The sequence below is a fragment of the Flavobacterium sp. DG1-102-2 genome (assembly GCF_033042555.1).
Lineage (GTDB): Bacteria > Bacteroidota > Bacteroidia > Flavobacteriales > Flavobacteriaceae > Flavobacterium.
In genome coordinates this window covers 1-19,111 of the sequence record NZ_JAWLIK010000006.1, presented here as the reverse complement: position 1 = coordinate 19,111, position 19,111 = coordinate 1, and the positions used below count along the sequence as shown (strand labels likewise).

The window sequence follows — 19,111 nt, the reverse complement described above, 5'->3', positions numbered from 1 at the left end:
AGTATCCTGTCAAACTCACATACCTTGATTATGCTTAACCTGCCTTTAACAATAACTCTCAAATTAAGGTTAATTGTTGTAAAACAATAGGTTATGTTCTATGTGGGTGGTATCTTTAAAATAAACAATCTAAAACAACAATTATGAAAAAGTTATTTTTAACGCTGGGAGCCGTATTGGTTTTTGGTATTGCTTCAGCACAAACAGATACAGCACGTACTAAAGTTAATAACAAGACTACGCAGACACAAAGAAGGGCTACAGATACCCGTACGTCAGATCAAAAAAGGGTAGATGCCCAAAAGAATATTAATGACTTGGAGAAAAATACGAACAGGATTAGCACACCAGCGACTCCCCAGCCATCAATTAATACTAACTCGTCTGCAACGCCACAGTTAACGCCCCCTGTGTCGCCCCCGCCGCCAGGAGCGCCGGTAAATCCCGGAGCACCGGTGCCGGCAACACCCACAACACCAGTAAATCCTGGTACACCCGTTCCTACAACACCAAGACAATAATCGCGAAAGCTCCTTACATTGTAAGGAGCTTTTTTTTAAGCTCTAACGTAGTGTTAAAAGAAGTGCGGATGAGCATATCATTTCTTATTTTTAGTACTCAAATCAATTATTAGCTAAGCCTTATGAAAAAGACTTCCTATATGACCAAACCGGAAAAGAAACAAAGTAATGTAACCGATCTTGAACGGATCATATCTGTGCTTGGGGGTGCCTATCTGCTATATGATGCATTAAAAAAAGGAAAGCGAAGCATACCGGAGATAGGAGCTGCCGGTTATATGATTTACAGGGGCGTTAGCGGTTACTGTTTTGCAGGAGACGTAAGCAAGAAGCTTTTCAGTAAGCCTGAGAAACCTAAAGGCTCAAATATAAATATCCATGTAAGGATGGTGGTAGACCGTCCTGCAAATGAAATATATAATTTCTGGAGGCATCTGGGTAATCTTCCATTGTTTATGGAGCATCTTGAAGGCGTGACAGTACTGGGCGATACGCTTTCTGAATGGAAAGCTAAACTGCCGGGTGGAGTGGGCTCTGTAACCTGGAAAGCAGAAATAGTATATGACGAGCCGTTCAGATATATAGGCTGGACATCGCTGCCTGGATCGGTAATTAAAAATTCAGGTAAGGTAACTTTTAAGGATGCGGGAGAATTAGGTACGCTGGTTCATGTTGTCTTTTCTTATGAAGCGCCGTTTGGAGCAGCAGGTGAGGAGATAGCAAGACTTATTAATCCTGTATTTGAAAAAGCCATCCGTAAGGATATATTGGCATTTAAACGCTATATGGAAACAGGTACACCGCAGAAACTGCAGCAGGAAACGGTTACGATATATTCGTAATCACTATTTGCTCCACGATATTTTTTTAATATAATCTTCGGCCTGCAAGCTGTCTACAATATCAAGAAGACGGCTGCTGGCCGATTTTTGTAATGTAACATCTATAACAAGTTCTTTTTTGCGCCTTTCGATAGAAAAGTTGGCAAAATCAAGATCCTTATCCTCTAACAAGCGGTTGATTATTTTTCGTGGATTAACGTCGCCTTTTGCATGTATAGCCAGCGATTTTTGATGGAATTTATTGGAAATCCTTTTTTGGATAGGGTGAAGTCCCCATAAGATAATAATAGAAAAAACGGTAGCAGCGCTCGCTGCAAAGTACATTCCGCCACCTGTAGCCATTCCTATTCCTGAAACGGTCCATAAGCCGGAAGCAGTTGTAAGCCCCAATACCGTAGCAGGTTTCCTGAAAAGTATTGTTCCTGCTCCGATAAAGCCTATCCCGCTTACAATTTGTGCCGCCACACGCGATGGATCGAGTTCTGCGTAATCCCTGCCCACAATATCATTGAATCCGAAGGAAGATACTAGCATAATTAGTGCTGAACCCATGCATACCATCATGTGGGTTCTCATGCCTGCAGCCCAATCTTTGCGCTCACGCTCCAATCCTATAGCCGCCCCAAAAAGAGCTGCCAATACTAAGCGGAGTGATATTTCGGTCCACGGTAAATCCATTATAAAAAAATGTAGGTTTACATAGCATCAATATAGCCGCAGAGCAGTTCTCCTGTGCGGCTTACGGTTTGTTTAATAATTTCTTCCGGGCTGCCCTCAAATACTTCGCGGTGAGCACAGTATTTATTATCAGGCAATTTTATATGGATAAACATAGTGCCAACAGGCTTTTCAGGTGTCTCGCTTCCACCTGTTGAGGTAAGCCCTGTTACAGCAATGGCAATATCACATTTAAAATACCTGTTCAGCCTTTCAGCCAGTAATCGTGTAACTTCCGCTGATTCCGGCGAAAATTCGTCAATCACATTTTTTGGGATAGCAAAAAGTTCTTCTTTAGTACTTACGTCATAGCACACAATGCCTCCTAAAAATATTTCACCAGATTCAGGGACCAAAGCAAATTCAGATGCCAGCCATCCTGCCGTAGCGCTTTCCGCTACAGCTATTTTAAGTTTTTTCTCAGCGATACGGCTGCTGCACAATGTGATTTTTTCTGAAGCCATATATAAGTGAGCTAAAAGTTAATCTGTAGAAAATTCTCCAGCATCATAGCCTTCCGGCTCGCCGGGACTGAATTTTTCGGTATCCTGCTGTTTTCCCGATTCTTTTTCCTTTGCCGGGTTTTCCTTAGTATTCTTCTCCTTATCAGCCTCTTTGGTTTTATCTGCTGTCATAAATTTGAGTTTATGCAGCTGACATGGCTTTTTCTACTGCTGCTGTAGCACTAACATTATTGTTAGACAATGATGTGTCTGCCGTATTATTTGCTGTATTGGCAAGATCTGATAAATTAATACTTGTGCCAAAGAATGATTTGCTTATAGACTCTCTAACTGCTTTCATAATTATATTTAATTTGCTTTTTGTGCTTCTCTTGTTGTTACCCTTGAATTGTTACCGGTGCTTCCCGTGCCTGTACCAGATCCTGTACCTGCATCGCCGCTGCTGCGTATTGGTTTTCCGTCTTTGCCAACGGCGCTTTTAGCATCGCTGTTTTCAACCATATCAGTTATTGCCTGCTGCCTTGCTTCTTCTTTTTTAGTGTTATTAGCAGTAGAAGCAGAGGTCGAAGTGTTTCCGGCGAGTGTAGTTGTTTTAGTAGTTCCTGACGCGTTGCCAGTTTTGCCCGACCCTGAAGTTGAAGAGGCATTTATAGCTGCTGACGAGGTAGAACCGTCATTTATAGCACCCGAATTGTCTCCGGATGAGATAGTGTCATCTGCTGAAGATGATTCGTAAGTTTCATCTATGGTAGTATTTTCTTCGGTATTTTCAGTTTTTCTGCTGCAGCTGTCACACGATGAAAAAATATTCATCCCTCCGATAAACAGGCCGGCAAAAAATAATTGTTTTATTATTGCTTGCTTTTTCATGGTAATAGGTATTAAAGTTTCTTAGGATGAATTTACTTAATAAAAGAGCGTCGATATGCTAACAAAATTCTAATTGGGAATAATATAACATTTGTAAAAGCGCTATATTTTTTCGCTGTTATGGGGCTCATCCTGGCACAGCAGTTTCATAATGAGAATAATGCCGCAGAGCGAGCCAGCAATACTATTGGCAAGTATTATAGGAAGGTCATTACGGATAGCTCCATAAATAACCCAGATTACCATCCCTAGAAAAAGCATGGAATACGTAGGGGCCGACAGACTCTTTACCTCCCGGGTTCTTATCACTTTTACGGCCTGTGGAATATTAGCGATAGTAGTAAAAAATGCTGCACTAAGGCCTATTATTTCAATGTAATCCATTTTGATTGATTTTGTTATATATACTTGTCTTTAACATGGCGGCTTATATAGGTGCTGAGACCTGCTCCTTCGACTGCGAGTTTCTTCATCTTTTCGATGTTGCGCTTTCCGGCACTGGCATAAGTATACAGGTACACGGAATCGTGCCCAAACTGCACACGTACGCTTTCATCTTTTATTTCATAAGCTGTAACCCCTGAGTTGCCTGATATGTTTTTGTAATGTTCCATAGCTTTATAAAGTTAGCCATCCTTAATTTACCCGTAGTAAGTTTAACTCTTGATTAACTGGTAATTAACAGCTTATTAGTGTTTTACGCAGTAACTTGTGCGGGTAACACGAAACAGTTTTAATTAACACGAGCAATTATGAAAAAGATATTTTTTACCATGGCGGCTGTGCTTACAATTAGCATAGCTTCCGCACAAACAGATCCTAAACAGGTGCCACAGCCACCGCAAACGCCTTCTACACCGCTGCCTCCGGCAAAGACGGACATGAAGGCAAAGCCGGTTCAGGATGTGCAGATTCAAAAGGATGCTGTAAACAAGCAGCCTAAAACAGCCGGAGAAATCCAGCCGCGTAAAGATGAGCTTAAAACCCAGGACCATATAAAAGGAACTACTACGGTTAAAAGCGATACGGTAAAAGCCGTTAAAATGAAACCGGGAAGAAAACAATAAAATAGAGAAGGGGCTTAATGCCCCTTAATTATTGAGTAAAATTTTGTCATGAAACCATGTTGTTAAAGATGGTTGTCTGTAATAGTGATGTTCTTTCCGTCCCCGTGCGTATACTTCCTGTTTACTAAATGGCTTTCGTGATGAGGATACGTGCCAGAGTGTGAAGGACAGGTTGTCTTAGGGAAAGATGCGAGTTCCTCCGGATTGATGATTGCCGGATCTTCATACGGAAAAGTGAAATTGTATGAAGTGTTCATGTTGTCAGGATAACCGCCCAGGTCTCCAAGATCGTGGCGGTCAATTGTGTAATTTGCCATAATCGCTTGATTATAGCTTAAAGGTAATAAATTATTTAATCAGATAATTCGTTTGTGTGTTAAGATTCGTTTCCAAATAATTATCTTTTAATAGTTTAAATAGCAATAAAGCAAAAAGAGCCGTTAGGCTCTTTTTTTTACATAAACCCGTCGGTCTCCGGATTGTTGTCTGTACGTATTATATTCCTGCCTTCCCTAACAGGTGTCCTTTTGTTTACAAGATGGCTTTCGCTTTCAATTTCTACATCTTTAGCATCTGCAATCTTTGTTTTTTTAGGGAAAGAAGCAAGCTCCTGAGGATTTGTAATCGCCGGATCTTCATACGGAAGATCAAAATCCTTTTTCATATTGTTGTTATGATTACGAAAATCATTACTGTTTGCATCGTTGTTCATGATATATAATTTTAATGATTAATAGTGTTTATCCGCCTACGATTTCGCCGCCATTAATATGGATAACCTGTCCGGTAATATAAGTAGCCTCTTCTGAAGCCAGGAAAACATAAGCAGGGCCAACTTCGCTGGGCTGTCCGGCACGTTTCATAGGCGTGTCCTGTCCAAATTTTGCTACCTCGTCCGGCTCAAAAGTTGCAGGAATCAATGGGGTCCATATCGGCCCGGGTGCAACGGCATTTACCCGTATTTGCTTTTTAGCCAGCGTTGCCGACAGGGAGCGTGTAAAAGATACTATTGCTCCTTTTGTGCTGCTGTAATCTACCAGGTGAAAACTGCCCCTGTAGGCTGTAACCGAAGCTGTATTTATAATGCTGTCTCCTTTATTGAGGTGTTTCATCGCTTCGCGGGTTATATAAAAGAACGAAAGTATGTTGGTTTCAAATGTTTCTTTAAGCTGGTCGGCCGTAATATCTTCAAACTTTTTTTGGGGAAATTGCACCGCTGCGTTGTTAACTACGATATTTAGCCCTCCAAGATTTTCGATAGCTTCATTTACTGCCTGCGTACAAAAAATTTCATCTTTAAGGTCGCCGCATATCAGCCTGCAGTTTACACCCTCTTTTTCTACCAATTCCTTGGTTTCTGTTGCATCTTTATGTTCGTTGTAATATACAATGGCAACGTCAGCTCCTTCGCGTGCAAAGTGTACGGCTACGCTTCTGCCTATGCCGCTATCGCCTCCTGTAATAATCGCCTTTTTGCCTTTTAGCCTGCCGCTTCCCTTGTAGCTGTCTTTAATTATTTCAGGCTCAGGGTTCATTTTATATTCATACCCCGGCTGGCTCTGGCTTTGCTCAGGAAAATATTCAGGTTTATCCATTGTATTCTTTTAATTAAATTTCTTTGTCTGCTGCTTCAATATTTATATGCGATTCTGCGATGACTGAGAGTGCCAGATCTGCTTCTTTTTCTTCAGATAAAGTCTGTTCCAGCAGCAGTACAACTTCTTCCTCTCTAAGCGCAATGGCATACGCACGCATTGTGCCATAACAGGCAATCTCATAGTGTTTAATTTTTTGCAATGCTGCTATAAGTGCTGCATCACTAACCACGCCTTGTTTTACATCTACGTAAACCATATTCACTTCGTCTATAAAACACTGCAGTGCATCATATGCTATCGCTTCTTCCGGTACGCCTATAAGGTAAAATATTTTTTCAAGCCTTCTTAAATGGCCCGATGTTGTGCCTTCCAGTTTGTGCAATAATTTCTGGAGATCGGTGGAATAAGCATGTGCTGTTATATCCTTGAGCATAAACATCATGATGTCTTCAGCCCACAGTAACTCCTTTAGTTGTTTTTCAAACAATCCTCTTAGTTCTCCGTACTCGTCAAAATTATGTTTTGCTGTGTTCTGGATCATGGCTTTATCATTGTGAATTATAAAGTTAGTTATGGTTTGTAACAGTATGTCATAAAGCAATTATAATTAACGCTTGATTAACAACACATAAGGGGTTTGCAGATGGTCGTAAAAAATAATCTCTTCAACGTTTTTAAAACAACTTTTTTTAACATCTGAAAGTTGAAACGTATGTTTGCTTAAGAACAGAACGAGAAGTTGAGTATGAAAAAGATTTTGTTGCTGACAATGCTAATGCTGGGGGCGTTAGCTTGTTCGGTAGAAGAGGAAACGGTACAAACTGCACAGCAGGCAGATGTATTTTATGCAAAGGCAAATACGGATAATGAGCAGGCATTTGCAGCGGCAACCCTGCCTAACTGTTTTACAAAATTCAGTGCAGACGTTTATGTAGATGTATCCGGTGGGTTTGGAAACCCTGTAGTAGTCTTTGTTCCTGTAATAACAGGTAATGTTGCCATTAATGCCAAATTTTGGGTCAGGGTGGAAGTACAACCACTTTCAGATTGCGATGATTTGAATAGCAATACAGGTGCACTGCTTACTTTTGGGCCATCTGTACCGGTGCAAAATGTAAATTCATCACCGCCTTCTGTTTCTGTGGCACCCGGGAGCATGCCTTTGTGTTATAAATGGAGGTTTGTGTTTGAGGGAGTGGGCTCAGGCGGAAAGATTACATGTACAAATGCCAGCAGATGGCAGGAGTCACCATTGTTTTAAATATTTTTGATTTTTAATAGTAGGAGAAAACCATCGGCTTATGCTGATGGTTTTTTTGTTGGAGTAAAAAGTATCTTAAATCTGACGTTCCGTATCCAAATGCTTTATACTTTTACAAAAAATCAATTTTATGAATCGTCTTCACTTACTATATGCCTTATTTCTTTTCTTATGTATTTCATGCGGAAGCAATAGCCAGGAATTAAAAGAGCTGGGTAAAACCGACCTTAAAGAAATATCGTCGCTCGAATTTTTACCTCATTCTAAAACAGTTTGGGCGCTGGAAGACAGCGGTAACAAAAATAAAATTTACAGGATAGGAAAAACCGGAAAAACCGAACATGAAATAATTATCACAAATGTCGTAAATACCGATTGGGAAGAGCTTGCATCAGATCCTCAGGGTAATCTTTACATAGGCGATTTTGGGAACAATGATAACAACAGGAGAGACCTCGCTATTTACAAGATCAACAAAGAAGACCTTACTAAGAAAACAGCTGCCGCGTCTGCCAAGGTTGAATTCTACTATCCAGAGCAGACTGCCTTTCCGCCAAAAAAATCAAATTATATGTTCGACTGCGAGGCTTTTTTTGAATACAAAGGCGACTTTTACCTGTTTACAAAAAACAGGAGTGCAAAGTTTGACGGTACATTCTATGTGTATAAAGTACCTAACAAAGCAGGAAATCATAAGGCACAATTGTTAGGCAGCCTTACTACCTGTAATATTTATAAAAGATGTGCTGTTACAGCGGCTGATATAAGCCCAGACGGAACCAAAGCAGCAATTCTTACAGGAGACAAGGTTTTTTTGCTGACTAATTTTAAAAATGGCAATTTTGCTAAAGGTAATTTTACAATGTATGACCTTGGGCACATTTCCCAAAAAGAAGGATTGACCTTTACAGATGATAATACACTCCTAATTGCCGACGAAAAAGACAAAAAATCGGGAGGCAGGCTTTATGAGGTGAAACTTTCGGCCTTAAAGGCCAAATGAGAAACCAACTGATATACGCCCGCCGTCTTCACCCTGAAAATAGGCTACCCTCGCTGTCAAGGCATCTACAGCGTTAAGCCACACGGCTCCGCCGTAACTCTTATGCCACTTTCTTGAGCTGTCGTTATCTACCCAAACACGCCCGTAATCAAAACCTGCTGTAACACCAAATTTCATTGGCAGAAAACTTGTTTTCCAGTTGGCAAGGGCGAGTCTTAAGTCACTGCTGTGGTAAAACGACTGTTTACCCGTAAACCGCTCACGCCTGTAACCTCTCAGGTCAGTATCGCCACCAAGCGTTGCTGCCTGATAGAACTCATAGTTGTCATTAAGCAATACTTTTCCTTTTACCGTTGTAGAGAATATAAAGCTGTCATCGTGGGTTATTTTGTGCACGATATTAAGCGAACTTTCCAGATAAGGAAAGTTTTGTTTTATCTCGTCAAGGCTTGTTTTCCACATACCGGTAATATAAAAGCCTAAACCAAGTGCCGGTAGCGATTTATTATCATAGCTGTTAAAACTATATTTTGCGGCAACGCCGGCAAACTGCCTATGCTCAAACAACGATTCTTTTATAGACCCGATTTCAGATATGTAACGGTTAGGGCTATGATCTACCTCTATGGTTTCAAAAGGCAGCTGAAGCTCCAGCCTGCTGCCGTTCCTGCCCTCTTTAAAAAACATTGGCGTTACCCTGAAAACCTGAAGTTTTACTCTGTTGTAATCCATGCTCAGGTCGTCGTCAAAGTTTGGTGTTTCGTTACCGTAGCCAAAATAGTTAATACTGAAGTTAGGGCTAGTATACCATACGTCAAGCCCAAAGTTCCATTTGCTGGCAATGTTCATAAACCTGCCCGAATAGCCAAGTTCAAAACCATCGGTAGCAAAAAAGTAATTTGCCCTTAGTGCATGCTTTTGAGAATACGGCCTGCGGTTAAAATTGTTTATGGTATAATTTACGACTGCCCCTGCTTTTACGCCATCATCCGGATTATAGCCTATTGAAGGATATCCTGCCCAAATGTTATATTGCGGTTTTTCGTAGTCGTAGCTATTCGTTTCGTAGTCATCGGTAAGCAGTAATCGTGCTTTATTGTCTGTATTATAGGTATTCTGTTTGCTCTTAAAATCATATATCTTTACTTTTTTACCGTTTTCAACAGTGTAAGTGTCGTGATTTTGTCCACCAAGCAAGCGCAAGGTAATCGCATTGTCAGGCTCGCCTTTAACTTCAAAAAAATCGTCGTCATCAAGGCCATAGATCCATATTTCCTTTGTTTGTTTCTTGTTGTACATCTTATCAAGCGTCAGGACTTCAGCACCGTCTTTACTTTTGCTGTACATCTTTACTTCGGTTTGGCCATCAGGCATTCGGGTAATAACAAATCTTTCTACCTTATCGGTACCTGTAATTAAGACTGTCTTAAGCAATACTTCGTGATATTCTTTTGCATAATCAGCTAGATGTTCCCTGCGCTTTTTAAGCGTAGCCTTAATGCTTTCAGATGTTTCATCTTGTACTTCTATCGGCAATTTTGCAAAAGCACTATCAATACTTTCGTCTGTAAGCTCGTTCTGCAGCTTTTTAGCCTGTTCAAGCCAAACAGTTTCGTCCGACGTTGTAATTAATGCCAAATCCTGTGCGTAGGGCTCACGGTTAAACCATTTTACATTACTTATATCATCTTTAAAACTCTGCATATGTCTAAGCGGAGGGATGTTCATCAGTATAGATAGCAGTGCACCGTCATACTTAGCGAACGCCTGATCCCTGTCACGCGGGATAGGGCGGTAAAGCACTCGTCCTTTTTCGTTAAAACGTGCCCAGCGCCATTGGTCAGAATGCCTGTCCCAGTCGCCTATCAGCATATCAAAAAGGCGTGCTTTTATATAGGTTTTCTCGTCAACGCTGTATTTTTTGTCTTTCTGCAGATTTGCCAGCACATCATCGGTACCCTCAATATCATCGGCATTACCAAAACTTTCTAGCGCTTTAAATTCCGATGTAGGGCGTTCTTCCACCATGTACAGCTCATCGCCAAAATCTTTGTTATTACTGCCCAAAGCGTTTTGTTTCGGAATGTAATAAAGTTCAGGATTAGTATGGTAGATACCTGCGGTTTCTGCAAGGTCGTCAAGAATAAATGGTGTGTAAGGGTGAGATGTAGTATAAAAGTCTAGAAGAAAGTCTTCTACATACGTTTCGTCAAATGAATCACCTATGTAACGTGTTTTGAATGCAACCGCCTGAAGAAAGCGGGTGGCGCTCTTTTTAAGGCCGCGCATTACAAACTCCCTGCCTTGCTTATCAAGAAGGCGAAGAGATTTAGACTGGTGTCCGCCACCAGCCCTGCCAGGTGTGAGGCCGCCGTGGAGCGTGTCGAGTGAAGCCACTTTAACCTCTATTGGAGTACTGTAGTATTTGCGATAATGATTTCCCATTAAAAAGCGGTAAGTGCCGCCCTTTTTGGTCATATCTTCGGTATATATAGATGCTTTTGTTATCGGCTCAAAGTTATCGGCATAAGCAGCAAAAACCCTGTCATGCTTTTCATGTATCCTCGTTTCAAACAGCTTGGTTTCCTGTTTGTCCTTAACTGCATAATAAGCTACTTTGCTGCTTCCGTCGTTGTAAATATCAAGTATCGCATAACCGTTTGCACCGTAAGAGAAGTCCGTTGGCCTGATAGCTCTTGCCGCTTCTTCGTTTGATCCTGATCCGCTTATTATCTGGTAAATGTTGTCTTTGGCAATGTATTGCAGGTTATGGTCATGTCCCGATACCACTACTACATTGTCTTTATCCTGGATAAGTGTTTTTATCCTGCCGATAAGTGTGGCATAAATTCGGCTTTGGTTATCCTGTGTGCTTGCTCCCGATGTTTTTCGCAATACGTTTATAAAAGTTCCCAGTACCGGCAGCGGTATTTTATATTTAAGCGGAAACAGTTGTTTCTCTGCCGAAAACTGCCCGCCATGCGTACCGTTGCTCATTAATGGATGGTGAATGGCAAGTACAATGGCTTTATCCTGATTTTTGTTCAGCAGGCCTTCAAGTTCGGTAAAAAGGTCTTCGCGGGTTTTAATGGAGCAATCATCGTTTATGGTAGGGTAGGCATCCCAGTCTTCAATAAACCACTGGCTGTCTATCGTTACAAGCAGCGTATTATCACCCAGTTTTATATCGTTGATGGCACAGCCTTTGCCGGGCAGATATGACTTTTTATCCTTAAGTCCGTTTTTTACAAAATCCTCCTGTTCAATAAGGCCTTTAAATCCGTAATACCAGTCATGGTTACCGGGAATAAATATGGTTTGTCCCTCAAAGCTTTTAGCAAGATCCATCTGTACAGTAAGCGATGCCTCTGCTTCTTTTCGCTTTTCTGTTTCCTCTTTTGGCGGCATTCCCAACGGGTAAATGTTATCGCCAAGGTATAGCAACGACGTATTTTTACCAGCTTTTATGAGTTTTTCGTTTACAATAGCCAATAATTGCTTAGAATTTTCGTGTGTGGCATAGCCGGCATCACCTATTAAATAAAGCGTATGGGCTGGCGTATCAGTAATGGTATCGGTAACCAGAGGCGTTAAAGAAGCCTTTTTGCCATACTGGGGTTTACGAGTAGCACACGAATTTAATAGTAAGGCAATAAAAAGACACAACGTAAGTTTTATATTTGCTTTTACTATTATGTTACGCCAAAAGAATTTCATAATTTGGTGGTGTTAAATTCCTGCTTATGAACATTATTCAAAAAGCCGAAAATTATGTTTTTGGTTTATTCAAAGATAAGTTATCTCCCGATTATATTTACCACAATTTTAACCATACTTTACGGGTGGTTAAGAATGTTCAGGATATTGCAAGGGCAGAAGGAATAAACGATCAGGATATAGAGCCGATGGTGCTTGCCGCCTGGTTTCATGATGCAGCCTATATAGATGGACCGCTTAACCACGAAGAGCGCAGCAGTATCATGGCTGTTGAGTTTCTTACAGCAAATGGCTATCCTGTCGGAAAGGCAAATCTGGTAGCTGATCTAATAAAAGTCACAAGACTGGGAAGTACACCTGAAACCCGTGATGAAAAAATAATGAGGGATGCCGACTGCTCTCATTTTGCCGACGAAAATTATTGCGATCTTTCCCAGCTATTGCGTGAGGAATGGAGGCTTACACAGGGTAAAATTTTCACCGAGCTGGAATGGGCATTAATAAACAGGAACGTGCTTGTTCATGAACACCGTTTTTATTCTGAATTTGGTAAAGAGAAACTACAGCCCTTAAAAGAAGCTAATATTGCGAGGCTTCAAAATATCATTTCAAAATTGTATGTTGAAGAAAGCAAAAGTGGTCTGGAAGCCGATAAAAAGGAAAAGAAAGACAAGCAGAAAAAAGAAAAAGTTGCTAAGCCTGAACGTGGTATAGATACCATGTTTCGCGTTACGCTTAGCAACCATACAAGGCTTAGCGATATAGCCGACAGTAAGGCAAACATATTGCTGTCTGTAAATGCAATTATAATATCGGTATCTTTAAGTACGCTTATACCCAAGCTTGACAGTCCTAGCAATGCGCATCTTGTATTGCCAACTTTTGTCCTGATGGTATTCAGTGTAACCTCCATCATCTTTGCGATACTATCTACCAGGCCAAAGGTAACCAGCGGCACATTTACCAGAAAAGATATTGAAGACAGAAAAGTCAACCTCCTTTTCTTTGGTAATTTTTACAAGATGCCGCTCCAGGAGTATGAATGGGCTATGAACGAAATGATGAAGGATGGCGATTATCTGTACGGTTCGATGATAAAAGACCTTTACTTTCTTGGCTTAGTACTTAATAGAAAATACAAACTTTTAAGAATTACTTATACGATCTTCATGATAGGGATAATAACATCGGTCCTGGCTTTTGTTTTTGCCTTCAAAATGATGTTATAACGTTACTTATAAAATAAAAAACGGCAGCTTACCGGCTGCCGTTTTTGTGTACTATTGTTTTATTTTTTTTCTGAAAATTCTTTTATAAGATCATCATAGCTCAAGGCTTCATTAGGCCTTTGGCTGTTATTGTACAGGATGTCAACACGAAGTGCTTTAAGGCCTGTTACTCCCTGAAGATCTTCCACTTCAAAGTTCTCTACTACGCCATCCAGCATATTGTTATGCTGTAGGTATTGTATGTATCTTCTGTATTCCATCTCCTCTTGTTTTTGAGAATATACGATGGTAAGCTTGCCTTTTTCGGTTATACGTTTTGTAGTGCCTTTAATGTAAGCTTTATCTATACGTTTTTTAACCACTTCATATCGGGCATTGTAAGTGCCGTCTACATCAAAACGTTTTTCATCCATCCTGAACCGTATAGATATAGGTGAACTGAATACCAGTATAAGCGATGTAACATCAAGGTCATAAGGAAGCGTTGGTCGAATCCTGTAATACTCGCTTTCCATCTCGCACATGGCCTGCATCTGCCATAATCTCAGGTTGCTAAGGTATAGCGGGCTATAATTTGACTTTGGCGATATCGACGCGCCTATGTACAGATTGTGTTCCACACCGTCGGTTTTAAAACGCTCATAATAATGAGGGAAAAAAGCCTGTGCTTCAACCTGCTTCTGGTCAAGGATCGCAGCCATTTGTTTGTTGATAAGCGACAGTGTTTCGTCAAAATCCTTACGGCAGTCGTAAACCATTTTTACTTTGGAGTCCAACGTCTTAAAGTAATCTTCTATCTTATCGTGAACCTCTGTATTGGCTGTGTCAAAATGCTCAAGTATAGGGTGTATTTCTGTCGCGATGTAACTCTGAACTATAGATTCGGTATCAGCTTTTAAAGAGTTCTTAAGCTCATTCTCCATGTTTTCAAGTTCGTACACATGCTGCTGTATAAGCGGCAGTTTTTCCTGCTTGTGGATAAAACGGAATACCGAAAGCAATTTTTCTATCTGCCTGATGAGGTCTTTTTCTATAGAATCGTTACGGGCGGTAGAAGAACCTTTGATATCAATCTGTCCGTAAAGCGGATAAACTTCTTTAAATACAATTTCCTTATACGATAACTCTTTGTCAGGATCAGCAATATGTTTTAGAGCCTCATCCCTGAATTTCCAATATACACTATTGTGAATGGCGGTGTACTCATTCTGGATAATTGCGTCAATCTCATTCTGAAGTTCAGAATAATTACGGTCTATGGTATCAGTAAGGTAAGGCAGTATATAGTCCAGCTTAACGGCATTAATACTGTTAAGCTCCCTTGCTTTAGAGGATACTACTTCAAAAAAGCCCAGCAGCCTGTCGTTTTTAACGATAGGGGCAAGTATAATACTGCGTATATCCTGCGATAATAAATGCTCAGCAAAACGTGCATCAAGTTCTTTATTGGCAAGAAACTCCTCAACATCAGATATGATGAAGTTTTTCTTTCCGCCAAACATGGTGTCCAGTGTCTGGTTGCAAAAAACCTCGCTGCATTCCATTTCGTCACAGTCAAACAGCACATGGCTTCTAATGCCTTTGAAAGGCGGTGCTTTAAAGCTGTTGTCTTCATTATTTACCTCTGTAAACCCAATGTGAATATCAGGGATATTAAAGATAGAACGGAAGATATCTTCCAGTTGTTCCTTTATAACCTCTTTCTTGGTATCACTGTTGTTTATAAGCAGCAGGTTGCTCTTAAGGTTAGAGATCGCAATTTCGCTGGTTGCATCAAAAAGTGAAACAATACCAAATCCTTTAACGATCCAGCTTCCGGGAGGGAATTTATCCTTCCATAAAGAGAGGTCGTCAAAATTGTTCATTAAGAGGGTAATGTCTTCCGGTGTTATTGTTTTAGCCTTTTCAGTTGGAATTATTTCAAGAAAATCGGCATTATACAAAATGCGGTAATGCTTCATTACGCCATCTTCATCCGGGATGTCATAAAACAACGGCCTGCTGAAGTCAAACTTCTGGCCATAGTAGCTGTTTAATATAAGGCAGCAGCTAAAGATGTAAAATTCATGTTCTTCAAAATTGCGTATAGACATGCCAAATTCCGATCCTGCATTTTTCAGGATCTTTTCAAAGCGTTCAGTACGGTTAAAAGTAAAATTAAAGAAAGGTATTGTAGCTGCCTTTATTTCGTTTTTTTGCAGGGCCGTCGGAAAAAGATCGGCCATCAGGTTTTTTATAAGGTTTTGGTGCTTATCCAGTTCCCTCAGATCTGTAATACCATCTCTAAGTTCAGGGAAAGGCTCAGTATGTTTCAGTAATGCTTTAGCATATTCAGAACGGTAGTCTACATCAGAGTCAGCAATCTTCTCCAGTGTTTCCAGCACTTTGTGGAAAGAAATGCTCGCTACGAGCGGACTATATTTTTCATTTTCCCAATCCATTTTCATATTCAAAAAAATATTGTACAAAGGTACGCAATTTTGAGATTAGATGTATTTTTCGGTTAATTTCTTGTTATAGATTAAGATATTGGAGAGTAGTAGATTAGCAAACCCAGTTTGGTGTGCATGATATTTTATGTTTACTTTGCAGTATCAGTACTATTTTAATGAATGAGCATATCCCAATAGATTTTCCGCGAGGCATAAAACTTACCGTAAAAAGGGAAGATCTGCTGCATCCCCACATATCAGGAAATAAGTTCAGAAAACTCAAATACAATATACTTGAAGCTCAAAAACTGGGCAAAAAAGCGGTACTTACTTTTGGCGGAGCCTATTCAAATCATATTGCGGCCACGGCAGCTGCCGGAAAAGAATATGGTTTTGCGACGATTGGCGTGATAAGGGGGGAAGAACTGGTTAATAAAATTGGTGATAACCCAACTTTAACTTTTGCACAGCAATGTGGCATGATGCTTAAATTTGTAACAAGGGACGAATATAGGTTAAAGTCAGATTCTCAGTTTGTTAAATCACTTGAAACTGAGTTTGGTGATTTTTATCTCGTGCCCGAGGGCGGCACAAATGAGCTGGCCGTGAAAGGCTGCGAGGAGATTTTAGTTGCAGAAGACGAAAAATTTACTCATATTGCCTGTTCAGTGGGTACAGGAGGCACAATATCGGGACTTATAAAATCGGCTCAACCGCAGCAGAAAGTGCTAGGTTTTCCTGCGCTGAAAGGTGAAGGACTGGCTGATGATATTTGTAAATTTGCTCCGCCCGGAAACTGGGAGCTGATAACAGCGTATCATTTTGGTGGATATGGAAAAATAACCGAAGAGCTTATTGTATTTATCAATGATTTTTATGATAATACCGGTATTCCTTTAGACCCTGTGTATACGGGAAAGCTGTTTTTTGGCGTTATAGATTTAATACATAACGGCCATTTTGCTGATAATGCAAACATACTGCTTATTCATACTGGCGGATTACAGGGCATTACAGGAATGAATGCCGAATTAAAAAGAAAAAAACTACCTATAATAAAAACCTGAGAAAATGTTGAAAAAAATTCTGGCTTTAATTGTGCTGAGCTCGTTTTTGCTTAGTTGCGGAACATCAAAATCGCGCGTAAAAACATCTAAGAACGGTACGGCAAGAACCACGAGAACAAGTAGAAATTCAAAACCGTCAATCAGGACTACGGTAGATTCCAAAACCGGCACTGCTTCTTCTTCGGGAAGGACGGAAACGCTGGAGTCTACGTCAAAAACTGTAGTATATGCTGAAGTTGTAAAAGCATACATAGAGCAATTTAAAGAAACGGCAAAAGATAACATGAAACGTCATGGCATCCCTGCGAGTATTACGCTTGCTCAGGGAATATTAGAGTCGGGTGCAGGCAGGGGAACCCTTTGCCAGTCGGCTAATAACCATTTTGGTATTAAATGCCACAACGACTGGACGGGACCTAAGGTATACCACGATGACGACTCTGAACAAGAGTGTTTCAGGAAGTATAGCGACCCTGCTGATTCATATAATGATCATTCATTATTCCTTACAACACGTAGCAGGTATGCTGCATTATTCAAACTTGATAAAGACGATTATGAAGGATGGGCTCACGGGCTTAAGGCTGCGGGTTATGCTACAGATCCTAAATATCCGGCTAAACTGATAGGCCTTATCCAGAACTATGACCTTGCAAAATATGATGCAGAGGTGCTGAATAAAAAATATACCGCCCCAACACCTAAGCCTCAAACACAGGCAAGTGCACCTGTTGCATCTGTTCCGGCACCTGTAAAACAACAGCCTGCCTATGGTACATATACTGTAGAAAAAGGAGATACATTATACTCAATATCTAAAAAACACAATCTTACCGTAGACGAACTGATGAAGCTTAACGGCATGTCAGGTAATTCACTATCTATCGGTCAGGTGTTAAAAATAAAATAATTTAATATTTATGTTATATCAACGTAGCAGCCAGTTGTTTGCAGAAGCAGAACAGGTAATACCAGGCGGCGTAAATTCTCCTGTACGTGCCTTTAAGGCAGTAGGGGGTACGCCTATTTTTGCTAAAGAAGCAAAAGGCGCATATATATATGATGAAGACGGCAATAAATTCATAGACTATATCAATTCATGGGGGCCAATGATACTGGGGCACGCTTATGAGCCGGTAGTTAATGCTGTTATAGAGAGAGCAAAAAAAGGAACATCTTTTGGGATGCCTACAGCCCTTGAAACAGAGATAGCCAAACTGGCCGTTTCTATGGTGCCAAATATTGATAAGATACGTTTTGTAAATTCGGGAACAGAGGCTTGTATGAGTGCCATACGCCTTGCCCGCGGTTATACAAAAAGAGATAAGATAATTAAATTTGCAGGATGCTACCACGGACATTCTGACTCGTTCCTTATTCAGGCAGGAAGCGGGGCGGTTACTTTTGGCGCACCCAACAGCCCTGGAGTAACACAGGGCACAGCAAAAGATACCTTGTTAGCTGTATATAATGACATCCAGAATGTAACAGAATTGTTTACTGCTAACCAGGGAGAGATTGCAGCGATAATAATTGAGCCTGTAGCGGGTAATATGGGCTGCATACCTCCGTCGGCAGGATTTTTAGAGGGTTTAAGAAATCTTTGCGATGCAAACGGGTCTTTGCTTATTTTTGATGAGGTTATGACGGGATTCCGTCTTGCTAAAGGTGGTGCACAGGAACTGTTTGATATTAAGGCCGATATTGTTTGTTTTGGTAAGGTAATCGGTGGCGGACTTCCGGTAGGTGCATTTGCGGCCCGTAACGAAATCATGAATTATCTTGCGCCACTCGGGCCGGTATATCAGGCAGGAACGTTATCAGGAAATCCACTTGCAATGGCCGCCGGGCTGGAAGTGCTTAAAGCTATTGATGGGGATGCAGAATTGTTTAAAAGGCTTGAAGATAAAACGGCCTACCTTGAAAAAGGAATCCGTGAGAAGCTTGATGCTGAAAATATTGTTTATACTATAAACAGGACAGGTTCTATGATTTCAGTTCACTTTGATGCTGCTCCGGTAACTGATTTTAAATCGGCTGCAAAAGGAGATAATGAAACCTTTAAAAAATTCTTTCACGGCCTTCTAGAAAAAGGTGTTTATATAGCACCATCAGCTTACGAAACGTGGTTTATTACTGATGCGCTTACATACGGCGATCTGGATGACACTATAACTGCGATAGGTAAAGTTGCAGATACATTATAAAACAAAAATCCCGGCCTTGGCCGGGATTTTTTTATGTTTTGTCTCGTCCTGAAAAAAGTTGACTAATAAATGTCAACGATATGGAAAAACATGATGTTAGGGTAAAAGTAATTACC

Annotated in this window: 22 protein-coding genes; 9 read left to right on the top strand and 13 right to left on the bottom strand. The window is 40.6% G+C overall.

Annotated elements, in window-relative coordinates:
* Positions 1-143: 143 nt before the first annotated feature.
* Complete coding sequence (locus tag R1T16_RS10105) at positions 144-521, top strand: hypothetical protein (RefSeq protein ID WP_317500984.1); 378 nt, start codon at positions 144-146, stop codon at positions 519-521.
* A gap of 122 nt (positions 522-643) precedes the next feature.
* Entirely contained in the window at positions 644-1,363 is a 720-nt protein-coding gene (locus R1T16_RS10100; RefSeq protein ID WP_317500983.1) for an SRPBCC family protein, read from the top strand.
* A 3-nt stretch (positions 1,364-1,366) separates the two neighbouring features.
* Here R1T16_RS10100 and R1T16_RS10095 read toward each other — a convergent pair whose 3' ends face one another.
* The 7 genes from R1T16_RS10095 to R1T16_RS10065 all read right to left on the bottom strand — a co-directional run bounded on the left by R1T16_RS10095 (position 1,367) and on the right by R1T16_RS10065 (position 4,028).
* Entirely contained in the window at positions 1,367-2,041 is a 675-nt protein-coding gene (locus R1T16_RS10095) for an MgtC/SapB family protein (protein WP_317500982.1), read from the bottom strand.
* Between the two features lie 17 nt (positions 2,042-2,058).
* Positions 2,059-2,544 (bottom strand): CinA family protein, encoded by a 486-nt coding sequence (locus R1T16_RS10090; protein WP_317500981.1) that lies wholly within the window; start codon positions 2,542-2,544, stop codon positions 2,059-2,061.
* Between the two features lie 18 nt (positions 2,545-2,562).
* Positions 2,563-2,715, bottom strand: a complete 153-nt coding sequence (locus R1T16_RS10085) for a hypothetical protein (RefSeq protein ID WP_317500980.1) — start codon at positions 2,713-2,715, stop codon at positions 2,563-2,565.
* A gap of 10 nt (positions 2,716-2,725) precedes the next feature.
* The gene (locus R1T16_RS10080; protein WP_317500979.1) at positions 2,726-2,884 is read right to left on the bottom strand and encodes a hypothetical protein; all 159 of its coding nucleotides are present in this window, start codon (positions 2,882-2,884) and stop codon (positions 2,726-2,728) included.
* Positions 2,885-2,892: 8 nt separating this feature from the next.
* Positions 2,893-3,414 carry a hypothetical protein gene (locus R1T16_RS10075; RefSeq protein ID WP_317500978.1) on the bottom strand — a complete coding sequence of 174 codons (522 nt, stop codon included), beginning with the start codon at positions 3,412-3,414 and terminating at the stop codon, positions 2,893-2,895.
* Positions 3,415-3,516: 102 nt separating this feature from the next.
* A complete protein-coding gene (locus tag R1T16_RS10070) occupies positions 3,517-3,798 on the bottom strand; it encodes a SemiSWEET transporter (RefSeq protein WP_317500977.1) in 282 nt (93 codons plus the stop codon).
* 14 nt (positions 3,799-3,812) lie between these two features.
* A complete protein-coding gene (locus R1T16_RS10065) occupies positions 3,813-4,028 on the bottom strand; it encodes a hypothetical protein (RefSeq protein WP_317500976.1) in 216 nt (71 codons plus the stop codon).
* 138 nt (positions 4,029-4,166) lie between these two features.
* On the opposite strand from R1T16_RS10065, the gene R1T16_RS10060 reads away from it, so the two are divergent.
* On the top strand, positions 4,167-4,481 hold the full coding sequence (locus tag R1T16_RS10060; RefSeq protein ID WP_317500975.1) for a hypothetical protein: 315 nt from the start codon (positions 4,167-4,169) through the stop codon (positions 4,479-4,481).
* A 62-nt stretch (positions 4,482-4,543) separates the two neighbouring features.
* On the opposite strand, the gene R1T16_RS10055 is transcribed toward R1T16_RS10060, so the two are convergent.
* From R1T16_RS10055 to R1T16_RS10040, 4 genes are all read right to left on the bottom strand, one after another.
* Entirely contained in the window at positions 4,544-4,798 is a 255-nt protein-coding gene (locus R1T16_RS10055) for a hypothetical protein (protein WP_317500974.1), read from the bottom strand.
* A gap of 137 nt (positions 4,799-4,935) precedes the next feature.
* On the bottom strand, positions 4,936-5,193 hold the full coding sequence (locus R1T16_RS10050; RefSeq protein WP_317500973.1) for a hypothetical protein: 258 nt from the start codon (positions 5,191-5,193) through the stop codon (positions 4,936-4,938).
* Positions 5,194-5,221: 28 nt separating this feature from the next.
* Positions 5,222-6,076, bottom strand: coding sequence for an SDR family oxidoreductase (locus R1T16_RS10045; RefSeq protein ID WP_317500972.1), 855 nt, complete (start codon positions 6,074-6,076; stop codon positions 5,222-5,224).
* 13 nt (positions 6,077-6,089) lie between these two features.
* On the bottom strand, positions 6,090-6,620 hold the full coding sequence (locus tag R1T16_RS10040; RefSeq protein ID WP_317500971.1) for a ferritin-like domain-containing protein: 531 nt from the start codon (positions 6,618-6,620) through the stop codon (positions 6,090-6,092).
* Between the two features lie 204 nt (positions 6,621-6,824).
* Here R1T16_RS10040 and R1T16_RS10035 point away from each other — a divergent pair, with 204 nt between their 5' ends.
* Together R1T16_RS10035 and R1T16_RS10030 are read left to right on the top strand one after the other, a co-directional pair.
* On the top strand, positions 6,825-7,340 hold the full coding sequence (locus tag R1T16_RS10035; RefSeq protein WP_317500970.1) for a hypothetical protein: 516 nt from the start codon (positions 6,825-6,827) through the stop codon (positions 7,338-7,340).
* Between the two features lie 130 nt (positions 7,341-7,470).
* Positions 7,471-8,343 carry a hypothetical protein gene (locus R1T16_RS10030; protein WP_317500969.1) on the top strand — a complete coding sequence of 291 codons (873 nt, stop codon included), beginning with the start codon at positions 7,471-7,473 and terminating at the stop codon, positions 8,341-8,343.
* Here R1T16_RS10030 and R1T16_RS10025 read toward each other — a convergent pair.
* A complete protein-coding gene (locus tag R1T16_RS10025) occupies positions 8,329-12,060 on the bottom strand; it encodes a metallophosphoesterase (protein ID WP_317500968.1) in 3,732 nt (1,243 codons plus the stop codon). The two genes, R1T16_RS10030 and R1T16_RS10025, sit on opposite strands and share 15 nt — an antisense overlap.
* A 26-nt stretch (positions 12,061-12,086) precedes the next feature.
* On the opposite strand from R1T16_RS10025, the gene R1T16_RS10020 reads away from it, so the two are divergent.
* Positions 12,087-13,289: a Pycsar system effector family protein gene (locus R1T16_RS10020; protein ID WP_317500967.1), complete on the top strand. Its 1,203-nt coding sequence runs from the start codon at positions 12,087-12,089 to the stop codon at positions 13,287-13,289.
* A gap of 59 nt (positions 13,290-13,348) precedes the next feature.
* On the opposite strand, the gene R1T16_RS10015 is transcribed toward R1T16_RS10020, so the two are convergent.
* On the bottom strand, positions 13,349-15,736 hold the full coding sequence (locus R1T16_RS10015; protein WP_317500966.1) for a GAF domain-containing protein: 2,388 nt from the start codon (positions 15,734-15,736) through the stop codon (positions 13,349-13,351).
* Between the two features lie 161 nt (positions 15,737-15,897).
* On the opposite strand from R1T16_RS10015, the gene R1T16_RS10010 reads away from it, so the two are divergent.
* Genes R1T16_RS10010 through hemL form a run of 3 tightly spaced genes read left to right on the top strand, consistent with a single transcriptional unit; the run spans position 15,898 to position 18,995 of the window.
* Positions 15,898-16,788 (top strand): 1-aminocyclopropane-1-carboxylate deaminase/D-cysteine desulfhydrase, encoded by an 891-nt coding sequence (locus R1T16_RS10010; protein WP_317500965.1) that lies wholly within the window; start codon positions 15,898-15,900, stop codon positions 16,786-16,788.
* Positions 16,789-16,792: 4 nt separating this feature from the next.
* The gene (locus R1T16_RS10005) at positions 16,793-17,698 is read left to right on the top strand and encodes a glucosaminidase domain-containing protein (RefSeq protein WP_317500964.1); all 906 of its coding nucleotides are present in this window, start codon (positions 16,793-16,795) and stop codon (positions 17,696-17,698) included.
* Positions 17,699-17,708: 10 nt separating this feature from the next.
* The gene (hemL, locus tag R1T16_RS10000) at positions 17,709-18,995 is read left to right on the top strand and encodes a glutamate-1-semialdehyde 2,1-aminomutase (RefSeq protein ID WP_317500963.1); all 1,287 of its coding nucleotides are present in this window, start codon (positions 17,709-17,711) and stop codon (positions 18,993-18,995) included.
* Positions 18,996-19,111 lie beyond the last annotated feature (116 nt).

Bases quoted from the DNA above. Each gene is read 5' to 3' on its own strand.
- R1T16_RS10030 (WP_317500969.1), top strand. From the start codon at position 7,471: ATGAATCGTCTTCACTTACTATATGCCTTATTTCTTTTCTTATGTATT.
- R1T16_RS10045 (WP_317500972.1), bottom strand. From the start codon at position 6,076: ATGGATAAACCTGAATATTTTCCTGAGCAAAGCCAGAGCCAGCCGGGG.
- R1T16_RS10020 (WP_317500967.1), top strand. From the start codon at position 12,087: ATGAACATTATTCAAAAAGCCGAAAATTATGTTTTTGGTTTATTCAAA.
- R1T16_RS10055 (WP_317500974.1), bottom strand. From the start codon at position 4,798: ATGGCAAATTACACAATTGACCGCCACGATCTTGGAGACCTGGGCGGT.
- R1T16_RS10035 (WP_317500970.1), top strand. From the start codon at position 6,825: ATGAAAAAGATTTTGTTGCTGACAATGCTAATGCTGGGGGCGTTAGCT.
- hemL (WP_317500963.1), top strand. From the start codon at position 17,709: ATGTTATATCAACGTAGCAGCCAGTTGTTTGCAGAAGCAGAACAGGTA.
- R1T16_RS10060 (WP_317500975.1), top strand. From the start codon at position 4,167: ATGAAAAAGATATTTTTTACCATGGCGGCTGTGCTTACAATTAGCATA.
- R1T16_RS10010 (WP_317500965.1), top strand. From the start codon at position 15,898: ATGAATGAGCATATCCCAATAGATTTTCCGCGAGGCATAAAACTTACC.
- R1T16_RS10100 (WP_317500983.1), top strand. From the start codon at position 644: ATGAAAAAGACTTCCTATATGACCAAACCGGAAAAGAAACAAAGTAAT.
- R1T16_RS10040 (WP_317500971.1), bottom strand. From the start codon at position 6,620: ATGATCCAGAACACAGCAAAACATAATTTTGACGAGTACGGAGAACTA.
- R1T16_RS10065 (WP_317500976.1), bottom strand. From the start codon at position 4,028: ATGGAACATTACAAAAACATATCAGGCAACTCAGGGGTTACAGCTTAT.
- R1T16_RS10050 (WP_317500973.1), bottom strand. From the start codon at position 5,193: ATGAACAACGATGCAAACAGTAATGATTTTCGTAATCATAACAACAAT.
- R1T16_RS10105 (WP_317500984.1), top strand. From the start codon at position 144: ATGAAAAAGTTATTTTTAACGCTGGGAGCCGTATTGGTTTTTGGTATT.
- R1T16_RS10025 (WP_317500968.1), bottom strand. From the start codon at position 12,060: ATGAAATTCTTTTGGCGTAACATAATAGTAAAAGCAAATATAAAACTT.
- R1T16_RS10075 (WP_317500978.1), bottom strand. From the start codon at position 3,414: ATGAAAAAGCAAGCAATAATAAAACAATTATTTTTTGCCGGCCTGTTT.
- R1T16_RS10070 (WP_317500977.1), bottom strand. From the start codon at position 3,798: ATGGATTACATTGAAATAATAGGCCTTAGTGCAGCATTTTTTACTACT.
- R1T16_RS10085 (WP_317500980.1), bottom strand. From the start codon at position 2,715: ATGACAGCAGATAAAACCAAAGAGGCTGATAAGGAGAAGAATACTAAG.
- R1T16_RS10080 (WP_317500979.1), bottom strand. From the start codon at position 2,884: ATGAAAGCAGTTAGAGAGTCTATAAGCAAATCATTCTTTGGCACAAGT.
- R1T16_RS10015 (WP_317500966.1), bottom strand. From the start codon at position 15,736: ATGAAAATGGATTGGGAAAATGAAAAATATAGTCCGCTCGTAGCGAGC.
- R1T16_RS10005 (WP_317500964.1), top strand. From the start codon at position 16,793: ATGTTGAAAAAAATTCTGGCTTTAATTGTGCTGAGCTCGTTTTTGCTT.
- R1T16_RS10090 (WP_317500981.1), bottom strand. From the start codon at position 2,544: ATGGCTTCAGAAAAAATCACATTGTGCAGCAGCCGTATCGCTGAGAAA.
- R1T16_RS10095 (WP_317500982.1), bottom strand. From the start codon at position 2,041: ATGGATTTACCGTGGACCGAAATATCACTCCGCTTAGTATTGGCAGCT.